The following is a 17,888-nucleotide window of genomic DNA, read 5'->3' on the forward strand; positions in this document are numbered from 1 at the left end:
GAGAGGTAAAGGCAACGAGAGCGGAGTTTAACGTAAGAGTAAGAAAAAAGTTAGATTTATTAAATTGATTCTTTTCTTACCATTATTTTGTTATAGGCATATAGTGATAGGGCAGCAAAGACACCTATTCCACAAATAAGATACCACATTTTGTTGGGGTTATAAGTATTCCAAAGCAAATCGGTGATTTGAGACTGACTGAGACCTAACTTCTGACTTGCCAAATCGAAATATTCCTTTTTAGTGAGATTTTCGGGCATTGCAATGGCTTTATTTGTGAGTTCGGTTTTTAGTAAAGTATATTTATCAGACCATTTTTCGTATAAATCACCAGAAATAAGTCCTGCAATATAATTACCTACCGCCACAGGCAAGAAATAAGTGCCTTGATAGAGGGCTTCCTTCCCCTTAGGGGTGATTTGAGCGATAAAAGCTGAAAGCGTGGGGCTAGCAGCCATTTCGCCTATGGAGAAAATCATAGTGCCTATAATGGTAAACCACACATTATTAAACATAAAAGTGAGCGTTACCCCTATGGTTCCGATAATCGTACCGCGAATCATTGCGCTTACGTGAGTCATTTTGGTTACGAAATAGGATACAACTACCTGAAAGAAGATAATCATAAACGAATCGATATTGATAAACCATTCGGCTTTTACTTGTCCTTTTTCGGTGAGAATAGTGCCTAAGAAAGGCAAATGATGGTTAATCCACGCACTTACTTTGGAGGAATCTACCCAATCTTCGATAAAATTAGGCAGGGTGTAGAACAGCTGGTTGAACATCGTCCAAAAGCCGACCATCAGTATGAGCAGTATGGTAAGGCGACGGTCTTTGAGTGCCTCTATAATGTGCATTATGGATTCTTTGATTTCGGTGAGGATAGGTTTGCTGTCGCGTTGTGCCATTTTAGGTTCTTTGAAAAAGAATAAAACTACCAGCAGGTTGATAACCATTACCACCGCAGCTTGCAGGAAGATAATGCGCCAACCGAGGGTAGTGCGTAGGTAAGACGACATTGCAGGACCTAAGAAGCCTCCGACGTTTACCATCATATAGAAGATACCGAAGCCCATTGTACTGGTGCTTTCATCGGTATTGCGGGCAACGGTACCGTTGATAACGGGTTTGAAGAAGCCCCCTCCAACGGCGGCAAAGAGGAACATCATATACATCGACCAATAGGTGTTTACTTCACCCATTAGGTAATAGCCTATCGCCATTATAGTACAAGAAATGACTAAAGAGAGTTTGTAGCCTATACGGTCGGCTATCACGCCAAAGACGAGTGGCAAAAAGTACTGTATAGCGGTTACGTTACCTATAATACTTCCTTTTTCGGTATGCGAAAGACCTAATCCGCCTTGGTCAGTTGAAGCTACTAAATACAAGGGGAGAAGGGTAAAGATACCGTAGAAGCCCCAACGTTCCATCAGTTGGAGGAAACTTGCTACCCAGAAGTTGGGTGAGAAAGTTTTGAGTGTTTGACCAAAGGATTTTTTATTTTCTGACATAGTTCATTTATTTTTGATATCTGTTTGAAAAGGCTCTGAAAATTTTATTGTAAAAGGAGGTGATACATATTTAGGTTTGTTTTTAGGAAAAATTGTAATTAACCTCTATAACATATGGCAAAACAATTGATTATTAGGGCAATCAGCTTAGACAAAGTTTGAAACTTTGGTTAAGAGCAGGGTGCATCACATTTTACTTTTTGATTCATAGTATACGCTGAATTAAAGTGCAAAAGTAAGAGCATTTTTGCTTCTATAAAAATAAAAAAGGGGTTTTATACAAAGGGGGTTGGAGATGTTATAAATATAACAACGCTCATAATGCCATTAATACTGGAAATGCCAATAATGCCATAATTCAACTTTGACAAAGTTTAAAACTTTGCCAAAGTTCGAGACGAAAAAGCGATGACAGCCATAGAGAATTAGCAAATTAAAAAATGAGAGAATTAGAAAATAGGGGGAGGTTGAGGGGTTCGGAAGATATCGAAAGGGTTCGGAAGGACGGGTTGAGATAAAAGGTAAAAGATGAGCTGTAATTTGGGTGGGGTTAGCTTATAGAGAGCTTATAGGAAGCTTATACGAATCTTGGACGATTGGTATAGGAAGGGTATATAAGTGGTTGGTTCATAATATAATACAACAACGCTAAAAATGTTAAAAACGGGGTTTCGAGGCGAAAGAAAGAGGAAGAGGTGATAGGCCTTAGGCCATAGGCACTAGGGGGGAGTATGACGGAAAAAGGAAGTAATGACGAATGAACGAGAAGCGAATGACGAGGAGCGAGTGACGAAAAAGGGGAATGTGTCGACGGAAAGATGAACTTACAGGGTGAAATTAGCAAGATAGGAAAAGACTACTTTGGGAAAGTGCCGTATCTTTGCCACAGAAATTCAAAATAAATCTGTATGAAATCCATTACTCGTAACGATTACACTCAGCGTATCAACAAAGTGGCGGAATACATCAATGGTCATCTTGATACTTCTATAAAGATAAAAACACTCGCCAATGTGGCTAACTTATCTGATTTTCATTTTTGTCGCATCTTTAAAGCGCTTAGAGGAGAATCGCCCATTGCCTTTATTGCTCGTTTGCGTATAGAAACGGCAGCTCAGCTGTTACGCTATTCAACGCTTTCGGTAGAAGAAATAGCTTTTAATATAGGGTATGAAACGCCCGCTTCTCTTTCCAAAGCATTTAAAAATCAATATGGTATTACCCCTACTCAGTATAGAACAAACAGAGATATTTATATTATGAAGAAAGAAATAAACAATCCAGAAGTAGTGCTCAAAGCTCCAAAGATAGTAGAGCTTGAGCCCAAAAGTCTTATTTACGTAGCTCTTACAGGAGAATATGGTACACTTAACTACAACAAAGCTTACGAACAATTGTGGGGTGTTGTAAAATCGCAAAAACTCTTTACCAAAGGCATTGAGTCGATATGCGTTTCGTATGATGACCCTAAAATTACCGAAGCCTCTTTGCAACGTTCCGAGGTGAGTTTGGCTATTCACAAGCCGGCTAAACCCTCAGGTGAAGTGAGTTGCAAAACCTTAGCAGGAGGCAAATATGCAATCTTTTTCTATCAAGGTAGTTATACTCAGCTCTCAGCTGTCTACGATGCTGCTATGCGCTGGGTGGTAGATAGTGAATACGAAGTGCGCGATGAGCCTATGTTCGAGAAATACCTCAACGACTGCCGTCGTACCCCCGAAGAGAAACTGAAAACTGAGATATATATCCCAGTGCAAACTGCACGGGCAATTTCCTAACTTCTAAATTCTAACATTATGAATCTTACAAAAACAGAAAAAATCACAGGTATCGCTTTGGCGATTGTCTTATTATTGCTTACGCTTTCAGGGAGTGGTTACTTCTTTTCTACTCTGAAAGTAAGCTTTGTGCAATGGTTGGCTTACAACGCTTGTTCTCCTAGTAGCTTGGTGTATTTAGGTTGCCTTATCGTCTTTTGGGTGACTAAAAAGACTGTTTGGCTACCGCTTGCCTTCCTGCCAATGTACTATTTTGGTACGATGGGGCTCTTTACCTTTACGTGGAGTGGTGCTAACATCTTTGCTCAAATGTCACATATTACAATGACACTCAACCTGATTTGGGCAGGCTATGTGCTCTATCGCATTGGTGATTACAAAGCGTTTGCACAGGGGTTACTGTGGAGCATCGTTCTCTTTGTGCCTTACATTGCTTTTGTGATGTACTACTGTCGTACACACGCTGAGGAAATTAGTCAATTACTTGAAATGGCGTGAGCTATATAAGCAGTTTATATCAGATTTTAAAATAATAGCACAATGAAAGAAGCTTGTCCTGAGTGTTATGCGATAGATAGTCGCATCACGCCTTTGTTAAACCCCAAAGAGTGCTTGCTACACCACAGACAATTATAGTATGAAAAGCAATAGAACAAAGTCCTTTATTCTAAATGAGTAAAGGACTTTTATTTGTTTAACTCGCACAGTTCTTCCACCGTGATGTCGAACACCTCAGCATATTGTTGTAGTGTTTTAGAAGATAGTTTTTTGAATACCGAAGGTTTGGCGTGACGCTTGATAACCCATTGCCAGCGGTGCATTGCATCGGCAAGGACTGCCCAATCCATACGGTTGAGGAGCATATAATACACTATGGGGCTTTTGCGTCCTGCAAGCACATCGGCTTTTGCTTCGTCAATCTGCTCTTGCAAACGGCTGAGAGAGGCTTCTAAGGCAATGCTCTTCACCTCCCAGCCCGAACTGGATAGGGTGGTGTAGTTGCCTTCGTCATCGGTTACATAGCACAGTTCTGTAAAGTCCTGTAAGGCACCTTTTTCCTGAGGTAGTTCGGTTTCTTTCATTCCGTTAAGTTTTTAATTACTAAGTTCATTTCAGCAGTTGCCATAAGAATATCTCCTACAAAGGCATTACAGCGCATCGAGCAGATGTAATACTCATCGGTATCGAAACGAGAAAGCAATTCAGCTTCGGTGCGCACCACCTCTTGTACCTTAGGCAAGGCGAAGAGTTCCAATTTCTTAATCGCACTGATGTAACCTATCACATAGTTCGATGTGTCTTCTATACCAAAGAGAAACTGCCCCACAATTGCCGAACAGGTTTGCGCCATATTCTCAATGAGTCCTACTTCGGCAAACTTCCCCTCTTCCACAAATATGCAAGTAGACTTCACCTCAAACTCAGTAACTACGTGTGTATTACTGATGTCGGTAATGGTATCTACCATTTGCATCGGCGGACGGTGAGGGAGGTATTTGTGGATTGATATGTTCATATTCAGGTGTCAGGATTCAGGGGTTAGGGGCAAGTACGGTTTTCATTTCGCCTTGGGCGATGAGGGTATCACCTACAAAGGTTTGCATTGTTACGAGGGTAACGTCCATAAACTCTTGCTGGATAGTGATGTGTGTTTGGAGCGTATCACCTACTTTGGGTAGCGATTGTATCTCTATGTTTTTAATCGCTCCTATATACCCCATAGGGGCAGGTTTTCCGTTGAGATAGTAGTAATAACCTTTATGCAAGGCAATACTTTGGGCGATGTGCTCTATGAGTCCGCTTTCTAAGAATACCCCTTGCTGTACAAAAAGGTTGCTGGAGACAATGGTGAGCCCTGCCACTCCCTCGGTGGGGGTATACTCCCAAAGAGCATCTACCATTACAATGGGAGTGCGCTGGGGTATAAGAGTAAGGATTTTGTTTTTATCTATAATTGGTAAAACCATAGTTAAACAACCTTTAAAAAAGCATAAGAATAGGAGAATCTACCGCTCTCGGGCACTGATAGCAACACGGTATCGCCCGTTTTGAGTTTCCCTGAGTGCATCAAAGCTTCTAACATCAAATAAGCGGAAGCAGAGCCTACATTGCCTACTTCGGGGAGGTTGATAAACCAACGTTCTAACGGAAGGTCGATACCTACTGTTTTGAGGGCTTCGTACAGGCGTTCTTTGAAATAACAAGACGAGATATGTGGCAAGAAATAGGTAATATCATCTGCCGATAGTTGGTGTTTATCTAAGGTAGCACGCATACTTTCAGCGCCTTTTAGCAAAATATTCTCATTGAGTAGCTTCACATCTTGCTTGATAGCAAAAATAGATTCACTAAGCCACGCTTCGGCAGGGTATTCGCTCCAAGCTTTGAGACTACCATCGGGGAGCTTGTCGCCACCGGCATACATACACGCTTCGAGCTCGTGAGCATACGAATAAGCGTCCATCCACTCTATTTGCAAAGCGCCTTCACGCGGTTTGTTTTCTAACAGAAAAGCCCCAGCCCCATCGGAGAGCATAAAGCGCAAGAAATCTTTTTTAAAGGCGATAGCAGGGTGTGCTTCCAACTCGGCTAAGAGTTGTACTTCGTTTTCGTATTTATCGGCACGCAACCACGCCGATACACGTTCAGAGCCTGTGCATACTGCATTGGCACTATTGCCCGCCTTTACTGATAAGTACCCAAATTTGAGTGCATTCATTCCTGAGTTACACACCCCTGAAGAGGCATTCAGTTCTACTGAGTGTCCGCCCAAGAGTCCGTGTACCATAGAAGTGTGCGAGGGCAAGAGCACATCGGGGGTAGAGGTACCGCAAGAGAGCACCTCGATAGTATCCCAAGGCACTTCGCCGTCCAATAGGTTTTGTACTGCCAAAGCCGTAAGTTGGGCATTGTTATGAGTAGGGTTACCTTGCTCGTCAAGGGCATAGTAACGGGTAAGAATACCATTGTTGCGGAGCACGAGGCGTCGTGCTTTAGAGGCATTTTGGTTTATGAGACCTAAGAAAGTCTCCATTTGCTCATTGCCAATGGGATTGTTAGGTAAATATTTACTTGCTTTTGTTATATAGACATTCATATTTAGGTAACAGGTAACTCACTAATATTAGTGATTTCTATTTTTTTAATGTGTTAAGTTTGTGTATCTACTCCCAACCCATCATTCCTTTTGATTACTGACGATAATTTTACTTTGGCAAAAGTTGAAACTTTGGCAGAGTTTACAATACTACCCTAATTATCAATTGTCAATTCTTAATTATCAATTTCTTCACGTCGCTCTCTACTTTCCAAAAGAACAGAGGGTAGGTGAGCCAGTATAGCAACCATACTATGGGCATTAGCACCCAAATAACGATATACAGATAGATGCGGAAACATTTTAGCAGGAATTTGCGCTTCTTACTGCCGTAAATCATCTTTGCCCAGATGCCGAAAAGGCGATTGCCTTTCTTCTCTGCCGAAAGGAGAAAACGCTTGTAATGCACGCCTCCGTGGGCTACTATTGCTTGTTGTAGCCCTGTGTAATCACCGGTTTGCAGGTGAGGAGTGATAAGCGTGCCATATACACTTGCGCTCTCTATGTCTTTATCGGAGACACCTGCTTTGGGGAACACACCGAGATAGCGTTTGTTCTTATCGCCCGAAAAGAGCCACTGTACAATGGTAATCACACTGATATGATTGTGGTGCCTATCGGTAAGGGCAATATTGCCCACTAAGCGCGCCCCACACTCGGTTAAGAGTTTTTTTACTTTCTGGTGCGCCATTACCCACATATTGCGTGTGCCCGACACAGTAATTACAGGTTTGCCTTGTAACAGTTGCTTACCTGCTTCACTCTGCAAAAAGGAATTAAACGGAATAGAAGGCGACAAATACCACACTTGGTAGCCCAATATCACTAAATCATAATCAGTATGCACCAATTCAAAAGGCTTTAAGGGCTGGGGTATTTGCAAATACGACTCTGGGAAAGCTCCAAAAAACGCCTCGTCTGTCCACGGAAAAGGAAAAGGTTCTGCCGTATCAATAGGCAAAAAGTCGATAGTTACCTCCGTGAGTGGGGATAGTACACTATCGATAATCTCTTTGAGTTGCCCCGATTGGGTGTAATATACTACTAATACGCGTTTCATTGTTCATCCCAAAAGTTGAAATAATTAAACCATTGTAGCGGATACTTTCGTAGCATCTGCTCCATATTCTCGGTATAAGCATCGAGTAGCGCTTGGGCATCGCGACTTTTCACCTCAGCTACTTGGGCATACAAGTGGTAATGTAACCTACTTTCCTTCATCACATAAACGAAAAGCACTGGCACTTTCAAGCGCGAGGCTATAAAGAAAGGACCTGCGGGGAAGGTAGCTTCTGCGCCCAACAGCGTTCCTTTGAGCGAACGCACTCCCTCAAAATATCGGTCTCCCGTGAAACACACTATCTTGTTGTCGCCAATAGCATCGTTGATTTTGAAGATATGCGACATATCTTCTTTCACATAGATAAACTGATTCGAGGGTTTATTTTTAGATATCGACTCCAAATACTCCTTGATTACCGAGTGTTCCATATCGGTAGTTACGGTGCTTATCTTCAAATCAATATCTATTTTCCTGAAAAAAGGTTCAGCAATTTCAAAGTTGCCTATGTGTGCCGAAATAAGTACCCCGCTCTGTTGTTCGTCTAATAGTTTATGTAAGCTTTCTACTCCATCAAACTCATAAGTAAATTTCTCTTCCAAGCCCGCCAAGATAGCAATCTTATCAATAATAGTTTGCCCGAAAGTAAAATAATTTAAGTACAAGTTCACTACCGCTCTCAGAGGCGAATAGCCCAAGCGGTGACGGAAATAGTAATACATATAGCCATTGGAGCGCCACTCAAACAAAAAGTAGTAGAACGCTACAAAGATGAGCAAGGTATAAGCAGCATAAATACCCAAGTGTTTCATCAGCCACACAAAGATACTATAGCCTAATACAGTACCCTTAGATTTGCCTTGCCATTTCGTTTTGGCTTGTTCGTTAGCGTGCATTCACTTTATTTTCTAGGGTAGTATAAAAGTCGTTGAAGGTTACGATAGGCTTAAAATCGGCTTCTACCAATTTCACACCAAATTCTTGTTCAATCAGCACCACCAAATCCACATAATCAAGGCTATCTAATCCTAACGATTCGCGGAAGTTTGCCTCAGGGGCAATCACACTGGCTTCTACTTCAAATTCCTCAACAAAAATACGAGTAGTAAGGTCTATAATCTCCTGTCTGTTCATTCTTCTTTTTATTAGCTAATACTTTTAAGGGGCAAAGATACGAATATTTTGTCAATAACCAATTTTCCTAACAAACATCATCTCGCAAAAAGCCCAAAACTACATCGTTATAATCGAACAACCCTCTGAAAAGTCACTTTTGCGTCACACACTTTGCCAAAGTTTAAACCTCCAGCCCCTCTTTTTTTAGAGCTTCCCCCGAACATCTCCATTTTTTTAACAACCCATACTAATTTACTAATTTCCCAATTTGCTAATTCTCTAATTTCTCTTCCCTTTTCCGTCGCCACATTCCCCCTTTTTCGTCACTCGCTCCTCGTCATTCGCCTCTCGTTCATTCGTCATTACTTCCCTTTTCCGTCATACTCCCCCTAGTGCCTAAGGCCTGAGGCCTATCACCTATTCCTCTTTCTTTCGCCTCGAAACCCCGTTTTTACCGTTTTTTGCATTGTTGTATCATATTATGAATCAATTATTTACACACCCTTTCTATACCAATCGTCCAAGATTCGTATAAGCTTCCTATAAGCTCTCTATAAGCTAACCCCACCCATCTAATACCCTTTTTTCATCAAAAACCCTCTCCCCTTTCTTCCGAACTTCTCCGTTTCCTTCCGAATCCTCCTAACAATCCTAACACATCGCTTTTGCGGTACGCACTTTGCCAAAGTTTGAAATTTTGGCAAAGTTGATGTTCCAAAAAGTTACCTCCCCATTTCCCCATTTTCTCATTTCCAAATTTTCTCATTCCCCCATTTTCTCATTTCCTCATTCTCTCATTTTCTAATTCTCTCATTTCCTCATTTTTTTCATTGTGATATTTGTAACACTCTATTAGTTATTTTGTAACAAAAACACTGTTTTTTTACTGAAATAATTTTGCATAAAAACAGTGCATAATAGGCATTTCTTTGCGTTTTCGTCAAAGAAATGCCTATTTTATTGCAAAAAACGCAAAGAAATCGCGTTTTTATGATTTTTTTCTCATCTGTTTTTTACAAACAAAATGAGTAAATTTGTTAAGCATAAATTTGGAACTTAACAGAAAACTTTTCTACCTTTGCACCAGTTTATAAAATAATGTTATAGAAGATGAGATTAAACAAAGTATCTTTCGCACTATTTTTAATATTAATAGTGCAAGGCTTCTCGTGGGCGCAGGAACGAGAAGTGACAGGAACAGTACGCGATGCTAGTGGAACTGAAATGATGGGCGTAGCTGTAGTAGTAAAAGGAGAACAACACGGTGTTCAAACCGACTTTAATGGTCGTTATAACATCAAGGTTGCTCCAGGTAAGACCTTGGAGTTCTCATTCTTAGGAATGAAAACCCAAAATCGCAAAGTAGGCCCTTCAGGTCGCATTGATGTAGTAATGCAAGAAGAAGCCCAAGTGATTGACGAGGTAATAGTAACGGGTTATATGCAAACTAAAAAGGATGCAGTCTCTGCAGGGGTAACGACTATTGGATCTGAAAACTTAAGTAAGTTAAATCCGTCTACTTCTGTGGATAATATGCTACAGGGGAAAGCTGTAGGGGTAGATGTTACTGCCTTAAATGGTAAACCAGGACAAACAGCCTATATGAAAGTGCGTGGTGCCGTATCCTTAAATGTAAAAGGAGGAGATAAATCGCAACCATTATATGTAGTAGATGGAGTATTTGTAGATAAAGACGATATGAATATACTAAACCCCAACGATATAGAATCGATGTCAGTATTGAAAGATGCGTCGGCAACTGCTCTCTACGGTTCGCGTGGGGCTAATGGAGTAGTATTGATTACTACCAAGCAAGGGAAAAAAGGACGTACAAAGTTCACCTATACAGCTCGTACAGGCTTTGGAGACAAAGCTCCAGATCCTTTTGAAATGATGAATGCTGAAGAAAAAATACGCTATGAAGAAGCTGTAGACCCAAATACTTATAGAAGAACAGCTGATAAGAAAGAGAGACTCATCAGTTATGACAATGATTGGAAAAAGAATATCTTGAAAACAACCTTTATTACTTCACATATGCTTTCGGCTTCAGGAGCATCAGAAGACACTAATTATTTTATATCAGGTGGTTGGGATAAAAATACAGGTATATTGAAATACTTAGATGGTTTTAATCGCTATACAGCTCGTTTAAATCTCAATACAAAGATGACTGATAAAGTGAAATTTGGTTTTACTTCGAGTTTGTCACAAACTAAAACAGACGAACCTCGTGATAGGTATAACCAACAGAACCCCTTTGCGGCAATGTATTGGTACAATCCGTACGAAAATATATATGAAAGAGATGAGAATACAGGTCAGTTTATAAAAGATAAAAAAACAGGAGAATACGTATATGAAGTGGGATCACAAGTACTATCTATCATAGAAGCTCTTCAAGCACAACCAGAAGAAGTAAAAACAACTCAGCTTTTAGCGAGTGCTTTTGCGAGCTATGATATAACTCCTGCACTTACTTTCACCACACGTTATTCGGCTAACTATAAACGTTACAAAAAAGAGTACTACGTTCAGCCAGGTTCTATATTAGACCAAATAACAGGAAGTAAGACAAACCCTGGCTCCAAAGCCGATTCAGGAAGTGATAGGTATAATTATACTTGGCTCAACCAATTGACCTATTTAAAATCATTTGGCAAGCACAATGTTAATGCTACCTTATTCACTGAATATACTGATAATTATTATCACTCTTATTATTTGAATAGTAAAGGATATATGTCTAAGTTCTTAACGACCCAAGATAATGGGGCTAAGCCTGAAAATGTAGAAACTACAAAATCTGAAAGTGCGATGTTCTCAGTTGCGGCTGCTCTAAACTATGATTACAATGAAAAATATAGCCTTACAGGGTCAGTACGTAGAGATGGAGCTTCACGCTTTGGAAAAAACAATCGTTATGGAAACTTCTGGAGTGTAGGAGCTGGTTGGGATATTGCCAAAGAAGAGTTTATGAAAAGTGCCGAATGGCTTAATCGCGCTAAACTAACGGTATCATATGGTACCACTGGTAACTGGGATATTCCTAACTATGCTGCCAAAGGGTATTATCGATCAATTTCTTATGGAGATTTGCCAGCTGCTATATTCAAAAGTAGTATTGCCAATCCTAACCTCACTTGGGAAACACAAAAATCTTTTAATGTGGGAGCAGAATTGGCAGCTTTTAGCAATCGATTGTCAGTAACAGGTAGTTACTTTACCAATACTCGTGAAAACTTCTTGTTTGAAATACCTCACTCTTGGGAAGAAGGAGGCTATACCCAATACGTGAATACAGGTAATATGAAAAATTCAGGTATTGAGCTTTCGGTGAGTGGAGATGTGATAAAAACTCCTAATTTCAAATGGAATCTAGGAGCTAACATTACCTTTATGAACTATAATATAGAAAGTTTAGGAGATGGCAGAGATGACTTAACTGTGGGTAATTCAAGTATGCTAAAAGTGGGTGAACTACCTTTTGTGTATTATATGAAACGTTATGCAGGAGTAGACCCCGCAAATGGTGATGCACTTTATTACCAAAAACTATACGATAGAAATGGCAATGAAACAGGCGAACTAAAAACAACTAATAATTACAAAGACGCTAGTCAGTTTGTATTGTCAGGAAAAAGTCCTTTTGCAAAACAATTTGGAGGGTTTAACACTTCTTTTGTCTATAAAGGAATAGATTTAAATGCTGATTTTTCATTTAAATTAGGTAACTATATTTACAACCAAGTTGCCCAAGATTTGCTCAGTGATGGGGCTAATGTAAATATGAATCAAAGAAAAGACGCCTTGGATTATTGGAAAAATCCAGGAGATAACAAATTACCACGCTTAGACGCAAGTTTCAATCAATCATCTGATAGATTCTTGCAAGATGGTTCTTATTTGCGATTCAGAACTCTATCACTCGGTTATACTTTCCCTAAAGATGCTGTAAATGGTTTAGGATTGCGTATCTTTGTACAAGGACAAAATTTGTACACTTGGACAAAATTTGAAGGAGACCCTGAAGTGTCCATTGGGGCTGCTGAATCACAATTACGAGCAAATCAAGAGTTTATTTCAGGTGAATTATATCTATACTCTTACCCTACTTTACGCACTTTCTCAATGGGACTTGACTTAACTTTTTAATCGTATAACTATGAAAAAAATATATAAAAAATTAGGACTTTTATTATCACTTACCATATTATTTATGGCTTGTGATTTAGACCGTGAACCTTATGATGGGATAGAATCAGAAAAACTCTTCTCTACTGTCGAAGGAGCACAAACCGCCTTAAAAGGTGTATATACAAGTTTCCAAAATTATGGCTACTATCACAATAATGGAGGGCTTTTTATATGCCCAGATATCCTTTCGGACAATCTTACCTATAACCCTAAAGGTAGAGGAACTTTTCGTACCTTATACGAGATGCGCTACAATAAAACTGAGAATGGCTATAACCTCTATAAAAGAGGCTACCTTCTTGTAAGTAGAGCCAACAACATTTTGGATAATCTCGATAACCTAAAACAGGCTACCGATGCTGTAAAAAATGCTATAAAAGGAGAAGCCTTAGCTCTTCGAGCTATTGGTCATTTTGATGTAGCACGCGTATATTGCAAAATCCCTACACAGTCAGCAGATGCTAAACAAAGTATGGGGATAGCTTACTTGAAGAGTTTTGACCCAGAAAGAAAACCTCGCCGTTATGGGACTACTGTGGATAATACCTATAAGGAAATTATATCCGATTTAGAAACAGCTCTTACCCTAATGGACGATACCAAAAAGGACGGTCAGCTAAATAAAACAGCGGTTAAAGCTATTCTTTCAAGAGTGTATCTCTATTATGGAAACTATCAGAAAGCAAAAGATTATGCTGATGCAGCTATAGCTGATGGTTCATTTAATATTGCTCCTCGTGACCAGTTTGCTAATGTATGGAAAGACGCTTATACTAAAAATGTACTTTTCCGTATTCTTTTTACTGAAAAAGATAGAATACAAATAGGATCTGCCTACGGTCAAAAAACAAATGGACAAAATAAAGCTGAATTTGTTTGTTCCTATGATTTATACCAATTGTATCAGAATACCGATATACGCAAATCAACTACTATTTCTACTGACACCTATGATTCTGGGCTATATAACACAATTTCTAAATATCTTGGTAGAGATGGAGGTAGTGCTAATATAGTAGATGGCAAATACATTCGTATAGAAGAAGTCTATCTCACACGAGCAGAAGCGAATTACAGATTAGGAAATACTGCCCAAGCTTTAGCCGACCTCGATGCAGTGAGAGCACAACGCTATTCAGGATTTGTGAGCGGTAATGAATCAGGTGCTGCTTTATTAGATGCAATACTATTAGAGCGCCGTTTAGAATTGGCATTTGAAGGCGATCGCTTCTTTACCTTGAAAAGACTTGGACTCCCTATACAACGGAATGCAACTAAAGGAGCTCTTGCTGATGGTACAGGTACCCCTCCAGCAGCACGCTGGGTAACCCTTCCTGCAGGTGATTATCGTTGGCAATTACCTATCCCTGAAGAAGCATTTAATTCCAACTCTGCTTTAATAAAAAGTGAAGACCAGAACCCTGGTTATTATTAATAGAAATCTAAACTATCTTATCTTATAAATAAACATTCGCTGCAATGCCACCAGAGGCATTGTAGCGAATGTTGTTATAATTTATACTACTTATTTAGCGTTGGCTATAAAGCATCATTACTTTATCCCAGTCTATTACGTTAAAGAAATTAGTTAGTCACTGCTTCACCAAAAACCATCTAAAAGTTTTTAAAACTACCAAAGTCACACCTATGTTTGTATTACAATCTGTGTAAATCCAGTAACAAAGCTACTAATTCGTACCCATCACATTTATCAATTATCAATTGTCAATTGTCAATTGAAAGACTATCCGTGTAATCTGTGTGTAGTCTGCGAGCTGGCATAGCAGAGTATGTGTCTAAAGGTAGCTTGCTACCTATTTGTTTGATTTTTTTAAGATTTATAAGATTTCTGTAGCGTAAGCTACACCTTTCTTACGTCGAACTCACGCTAATTTAACAGTCCATACAGCTCACACCACGGGGATTTCATTTTCTCATTTTCTAATATACTAATTTTCTAATTCCCTAATCTGCTAATCTGCAAATCACTTTCTTATCGCCAAACTTCTCAGCGAGCCATTGTTGCAACTTTTGGCGATCCACTTCTTTGGCGATTTCTTTACCCTTCACAGTTTCTTTTTTAGGCGTGTAGAGCATCACCGTAGTAAGAGAAGAGTTGCCTTTCCCCGAAAAATCTGTCAGTTTTCCAAAATAAAAACTCTCAATATTAGGGAACAATACTTTTATTTCTTTGGCAAAAGTAGGGTCGGTATATTTGTATTGCGCCAACTCTTCTTTTAGCTGATTTATCTTTATGTCTTTATTAGAGAGCGACGCCTTGTTTTTGTTGATTTCCGATAGCATCTCTTTGTCAATATCCGACTCTTTTTGCCTAATGATGAGTTCGGTATTGAGTAATTTGAAGTTTTTGAGGTTGCTTTGTAGTGTTTTTACTTCTTCATCGGTAAATTTCTTGTCTAAAAAAGCCAATTCAATGGTTTTAGGCGAGGCATTGTAGTGTATTTTCTTGTAAATAATGGTATAACCGCTGTTTTCAAACTCGGCAGTGATATAATGAGCTACATTCTCGTGGAATTCCTTCTCTTTCAAAAGGCTATATGCCAAATACAAACTAGGGGTAACAATAAGGATTACCAATGTGGTGATAACAACGCGCAAACGCTTGTTGAGCGCTTCGTTACCCGTATTTTTAGGAGTGTATTTCAGGTATTTGATGATGAGGAAAGTAGCAATCCCAATGAAGAAACAGTTGATGCTATATAGATAGAAAGCTCCTAAAAAAAAACTAATATTGCCCGTAGCCAAGCCAAATCCAGCTGTACAAAGCGGTGGCATCAAAGCAGTAGCAATTGCCACCCCTGGTATGGGGTTCCCTCTGTCTTGACGGGTGAGGGAGATAGCTCCTACCAACCCACCTACAAAGGCGATAAGCACATCATAAATGGTAGGCGAAGTACGTGCCAAAAGCTCTGACTGTACATCTTTAAACGGACTGATATAGAAGTAGATAAACGATACTATAAGACTCACCACAGTAGCGATCAGCAAACTCTTGCCAGTTTTCTTCAACAGGTCAAAATCATAAGTAGCCAATGCAAATCCTGCCCCTACGATAGGTCCCATCAAAGGAGAAATAAGCATCGCCCCGATGATTACAGCAGTAGAATTCACGTTTAACCCAATAGAAGCAATCAGGATAGCACAAGCCAAAATCCATAGATTAGCGCCACGAAAAGAGATATTGCTAAGGATATCTTCAATTACTTTTTCCTTTTTCTCTTCCCCCTGATGTAAATTAAAAAGTTTTTTTAAAAAACTCATAATGTAAGATATTAGATGTTAGTTTTTAGTCATTAGTACAAACTACTAATGCTTTTTATGTGAAGTGCAAAGATAAGCATAATTTATCAATTAACCAATATGTCAATTTGTCGATTAGTGGTGCAAAGCTATAAGATATTAAATGAAGTAGCAAATGCATTCGTCTGCTATTCAGTTTAATACCTATTATTGTTCGGTGTAGAGCCACTGTAGAGCCACTGTAGAGCCACTGTAGAGCCACTATATGCTCGGTATAGGTTCGGTGTATATAGGAATACAAAATCGCCGTGCGGTATTCATACCACACGGCGATTATTATAAGGGATTTGCTATTATTTATTATCTTGCATCGCAAACACCGATTTTAGTAGAGGGGTAGTACGCGCCGCTATGTTCGTGCGTATTTCCTTCTCCTTATCGCCCACCTTCACAAACAACCCATTGATAGCCTGTTGGGTAACGTATTTAGTAAGGTTCGGTTCAACGGGCTTTACCAATGGTATTTGGTTATACTTGTTGATAATGTTCTCCCATACCTTATCGGCACCTACTTCACTAAGCGAGGCTTGCACTTTGGGAGCAAAAGCGGTCTCCAAAGAACTATAAGTGCTGTTTTTTAGGTAGGTAGTCGCTGCGGTATTGTCACCTTTTAAGATGTTCATCGCATCGGTAAAGGTCATATTTCGTATCGCCGATAAAAAGATAGGCTTCGCCTGGCTTACAGCATTTTCGGCTGCTTCGTTTAGTACTTTTAGCCCTTGGTCAGCCAAAGAACCTAACCCCACCGAACGCAAAGTTTTATCTACCTTCTGGAGTTCTTCGGGTAAGAGAATCCGCACCGCTTGGTCTTTAAAATAACCACCGTCTTTGCTCAGCAAATCCACCCCACTACTTACCCCCATTTCAAGGGCTTGTTTGAGTCCGCTGGCTACATTAAATCCGCTACCACCTTGGGTAGTGTTGCCCATAACTTGTTGCAATTCGTCGCAACTGTTCAGAGTAAAAGAGCCCATTGTTAAGAGCCCCAAAAGCATTACTTTTTTCATATATTTGTTTTATTAATTTTTAACTGTCTTTTTCTTATTTCATCTGTATAAGTAGCGTAAATAGTAGCAGAAAATTATTATTTACCTTTTATTTATTGAAAGGTATATACTGAAAATGCTCGCAAAAAGTATCGGGAAGGTAATCACAATGCCTATACCAAAAGAAAGAAAGCCTGCTAATACAAAAACACAACCCAAAAAGGTAATGATAAGAGCAGTGAAAGGTGCAAGCATTATTCTTCTATAACTCTCTCCCATAGCCTTGAAAAGAGGTTTGTTTTCCAAAATAATAATCGGGATAGTGAGTACAAATACTAACGAGATGATAGTGTTAAAGGCAAGTCCTAACGAGTACATTCCTACGGCAGAAAAGCCTACTAATATAAAAGTTTTAAGACACATTTGCAGAATAACGTGGCTTAAAATAGCACTTGTTTCAGGAGCGCGATAATAAGTGAATAGGTTGCCCAAAGTAGCGCGTTCCCCTTGAATTACCGTCGCGTAGTTCTTGTAAATACCTGCTGTAAAAGGGGTAATGATGCCATCTACAAGTAACGAGAAGAACCAAAATTTAATAACAAAACTCCGGCTACTGACTAAAGCGATGAGCTTTTCGGGGTTGCTTTGTAGAGCAATGATATCCTCTAAAGGCATTCCGAAGATAGTAGTAATAAGAGAAGCGTAAACTAAAAACACTACTGTAAATAAAATAAGAGAACCCAAAAGGTGCACTCCGAAAGTACTTTGGTATAGTTTAAAAGTATTGCGCAATATATTCAAAAATTTCATAGCAAT

At 39.5% G+C, this 17,888-nt stretch carries 16 protein-coding genes; 4 read left to right on the top strand and 12 right to left on the bottom strand.

Annotated elements, in window-relative coordinates; translation table 11 throughout:
* Window positions 1–59: 59 nt before the first annotated feature.
* Window positions 60–1,517, bottom strand: coding sequence for an MFS transporter (locus AM608_RS05990; RefSeq protein WP_002673787.1), 1,458 nt, complete (start codon window positions 1,515–1,517; stop codon window positions 60–62).
* 908 nt (window positions 1,518–2,425) lie between these two features.
* Between AM608_RS05990 and AM608_RS05995 the strand changes: the two genes are divergently transcribed.
* Window positions 2,426–3,295, top strand: a complete 870-nt coding sequence (locus AM608_RS05995) for a GyrI-like domain-containing protein (protein WP_053581088.1) — start codon at window positions 2,426–2,428, stop codon at window positions 3,293–3,295.
* A gap of 18 nt (window positions 3,296–3,313) precedes the next feature.
* Window positions 3,314–3,793, top strand: coding sequence for a hypothetical protein (locus tag AM608_RS06000; protein ID WP_053581089.1), 480 nt, complete (start codon window positions 3,314–3,316; stop codon window positions 3,791–3,793).
* A 188-nt stretch (window positions 3,794–3,981) separates the two neighbouring features.
* Here AM608_RS06000 and AM608_RS06005 read toward each other — a convergent pair whose 3' ends face one another.
* The 7 genes from AM608_RS06005 to AM608_RS06035 all read right to left on the bottom strand — a co-directional run bounded on the left by AM608_RS06005 (window position 3,982) and on the right by AM608_RS06035 (window position 8,586).
* Window positions 3,982–4,377: a hypothetical protein gene (locus AM608_RS06005; RefSeq protein WP_053581090.1), complete on the bottom strand. Its 396-nt coding sequence runs from the start codon at window positions 4,375–4,377 to the stop codon at window positions 3,982–3,984.
* Window positions 4,374–4,811, bottom strand: coding sequence for a hypothetical protein (locus tag AM608_RS06010; RefSeq protein ID WP_002673892.1), 438 nt, complete (start codon window positions 4,809–4,811; stop codon window positions 4,374–4,376). Before AM608_RS06010 ends, AM608_RS06005 begins: the two co-directional genes overlap by 4 nt.
* A 16-nt stretch (window positions 4,812–4,827) precedes the next feature.
* The gene (locus AM608_RS06015; RefSeq protein WP_053581091.1) at window positions 4,828–5,262 is read right to left on the bottom strand and encodes a FabZ; all 435 of its coding nucleotides are present in this window, start codon (window positions 5,260–5,262) and stop codon (window positions 4,828–4,830) included.
* 2 nt (window positions 5,263–5,264) lie between these two features.
* Entirely contained in the window at window positions 5,265–6,392 is a 1,128-nt protein-coding gene (locus AM608_RS06020; RefSeq protein WP_053581092.1) for a beta-ketoacyl-ACP synthase III, read from the bottom strand.
* Between the two features lie 169 nt (window positions 6,393–6,561).
* The gene (locus tag AM608_RS06025) at window positions 6,562–7,452 is read right to left on the bottom strand and encodes a hypothetical protein (RefSeq protein WP_053581093.1); all 891 of its coding nucleotides are present in this window, start codon (window positions 7,450–7,452) and stop codon (window positions 6,562–6,564) included.
* Window positions 7,449–8,348: a lipid A biosynthesis acyltransferase gene (locus tag AM608_RS06030; RefSeq protein ID WP_053581094.1), complete on the bottom strand. Its 900-nt coding sequence runs from the start codon at window positions 8,346–8,348 to the stop codon at window positions 7,449–7,451. The genes AM608_RS06025 and AM608_RS06030 overlap by 4 nt, the downstream gene beginning before the upstream one ends.
* On the bottom strand, window positions 8,338–8,586 hold the full coding sequence (locus AM608_RS06035) for a phosphopantetheine-binding protein (RefSeq protein ID WP_009419675.1): 249 nt from the start codon (window positions 8,584–8,586) through the stop codon (window positions 8,338–8,340). Before AM608_RS06035 ends, AM608_RS06030 begins: the two co-directional genes overlap by 11 nt.
* A gap of 1,092 nt (window positions 8,587–9,678) precedes the next feature.
* Here AM608_RS06035 and AM608_RS06040 point away from each other — a divergent pair.
* Together AM608_RS06040 and AM608_RS06045 are read left to right on the top strand one after the other, a co-directional pair.
* Window positions 9,679–12,723 carry a TonB-dependent receptor gene (locus tag AM608_RS06040; protein ID WP_253273446.1) on the top strand — a complete coding sequence of 1,015 codons (3,045 nt, stop codon included), beginning with the start codon at window positions 9,679–9,681 and terminating at the stop codon, window positions 12,721–12,723.
* A 10-nt stretch (window positions 12,724–12,733) separates the two neighbouring features.
* Complete coding sequence (locus AM608_RS06045; RefSeq protein ID WP_053581095.1) at window positions 12,734–14,200, top strand: RagB/SusD family nutrient uptake outer membrane protein; 1,467 nt, start codon at window positions 12,734–12,736, stop codon at window positions 14,198–14,200.
* A 530-nt stretch (window positions 14,201–14,730) separates the two neighbouring features.
* On the opposite strand, the gene AM608_RS06050 is transcribed toward AM608_RS06045, so the two are convergent.
* The 4 genes from AM608_RS06050 to AM608_RS06060 all read right to left on the bottom strand — a co-directional run bounded on the left by AM608_RS06050 (window position 14,731) and on the right by AM608_RS06060 (window position 17,882).
* Window positions 14,731–16,047 (bottom strand): DUF389 domain-containing protein, encoded by a 1,317-nt coding sequence (locus AM608_RS06050; protein WP_053581096.1) that lies wholly within the window; start codon window positions 16,045–16,047, stop codon window positions 14,731–14,733.
* Between the two features lie 55 nt (window positions 16,048–16,102).
* Window positions 16,103–16,327: a hypothetical protein gene (locus tag AM608_RS12115; RefSeq protein WP_157466271.1), complete on the bottom strand. Its 225-nt coding sequence runs from the start codon at window positions 16,325–16,327 to the stop codon at window positions 16,103–16,105.
* Window positions 16,328–16,379: 52 nt separating this feature from the next.
* Window positions 16,380–17,093: a DUF4197 domain-containing protein gene (locus AM608_RS06055; protein WP_002673868.1), complete on the bottom strand. Its 714-nt coding sequence runs from the start codon at window positions 17,091–17,093 to the stop codon at window positions 16,380–16,382.
* Between the two features lie 81 nt (window positions 17,094–17,174).
* Window positions 17,175–17,882, bottom strand: a complete 708-nt coding sequence (locus AM608_RS06060) for a hypothetical protein (protein WP_009420815.1) — start codon at window positions 17,880–17,882, stop codon at window positions 17,175–17,177.
* Window positions 17,883–17,888: the final 6 nt, after the last annotated feature.

It is taken from the genome of Capnocytophaga sp. oral taxon 323 (assembly GCF_001278825.1).
Taxonomy (GTDB): Bacteria; Bacteroidota; Bacteroidia; order Flavobacteriales; family Flavobacteriaceae; genus Capnocytophaga; species Capnocytophaga ochracea.

What these genes read in the sequence shown, in the direction of transcription:
- AM608_RS05990 (WP_002673787.1), bottom strand. Translation starts at nt 1,517, where the DNA reads ATGTCAGAAAATAAAAAATCCTTTGGTCAAACACTCAAAACTTTCTCA.
- AM608_RS05995 (WP_053581088.1), top strand. Translation starts at nt 2,426, where the DNA reads ATGAAATCCATTACTCGTAACGATTACACTCAGCGTATCAACAAAGTG.
- AM608_RS06000 (WP_053581089.1), top strand. Translation starts at nt 3,314, where the DNA reads ATGAATCTTACAAAAACAGAAAAAATCACAGGTATCGCTTTGGCGATT.
- AM608_RS06005 (WP_053581090.1), bottom strand. Translation starts at nt 4,377, where the DNA reads ATGAAAGAAACCGAACTACCTCAGGAAAAAGGTGCCTTACAGGACTTT.
- AM608_RS06010 (WP_002673892.1), bottom strand. Translation starts at nt 4,811, where the DNA reads ATGAACATATCAATCCACAAATACCTCCCTCACCGTCCGCCGATGCAA.
- AM608_RS06015 (WP_053581091.1), bottom strand. Translation starts at nt 5,262, where the DNA reads ATGGTTTTACCAATTATAGATAAAAACAAAATCCTTACTCTTATACCC.
- AM608_RS06020 (WP_053581092.1), bottom strand. Translation starts at nt 6,392, where the DNA reads ATGAATGTCTATATAACAAAAGCAAGTAAATATTTACCTAACAATCCC.
- AM608_RS06025 (WP_053581093.1), bottom strand. Translation starts at nt 7,452, where the DNA reads ATGAAACGCGTATTAGTAGTATATTACACCCAATCGGGGCAACTCAAA.
- AM608_RS06030 (WP_053581094.1), bottom strand. Translation starts at nt 8,348, where the DNA reads ATGCACGCTAACGAACAAGCCAAAACGAAATGGCAAGGCAAATCTAAG.
- AM608_RS06035 (WP_009419675.1), bottom strand. Translation starts at nt 8,586, where the DNA reads ATGAACAGACAGGAGATTATAGACCTTACTACTCGTATTTTTGTTGAG.
- AM608_RS06040 (WP_253273446.1), top strand. Translation starts at nt 9,679, where the DNA reads ATGAGATTAAACAAAGTATCTTTCGCACTATTTTTAATATTAATAGTG.
- AM608_RS06045 (WP_053581095.1), top strand. Translation starts at nt 12,734, where the DNA reads ATGAAAAAAATATATAAAAAATTAGGACTTTTATTATCACTTACCATA.
- AM608_RS06050 (WP_053581096.1), bottom strand. Translation starts at nt 16,047, where the DNA reads ATGAGTTTTTTAAAAAAACTTTTTAATTTACATCAGGGGGAAGAGAAA.
- AM608_RS06055 (WP_002673868.1), bottom strand. Translation starts at nt 17,093, where the DNA reads ATGAAAAAAGTAATGCTTTTGGGGCTCTTAACAATGGGCTCTTTTACT.
- AM608_RS06060 (WP_009420815.1), bottom strand. Translation starts at nt 17,882, where the DNA reads ATGAAATTTTTGAATATATTGCGCAATACTTTTAAACTATACCAAAGT.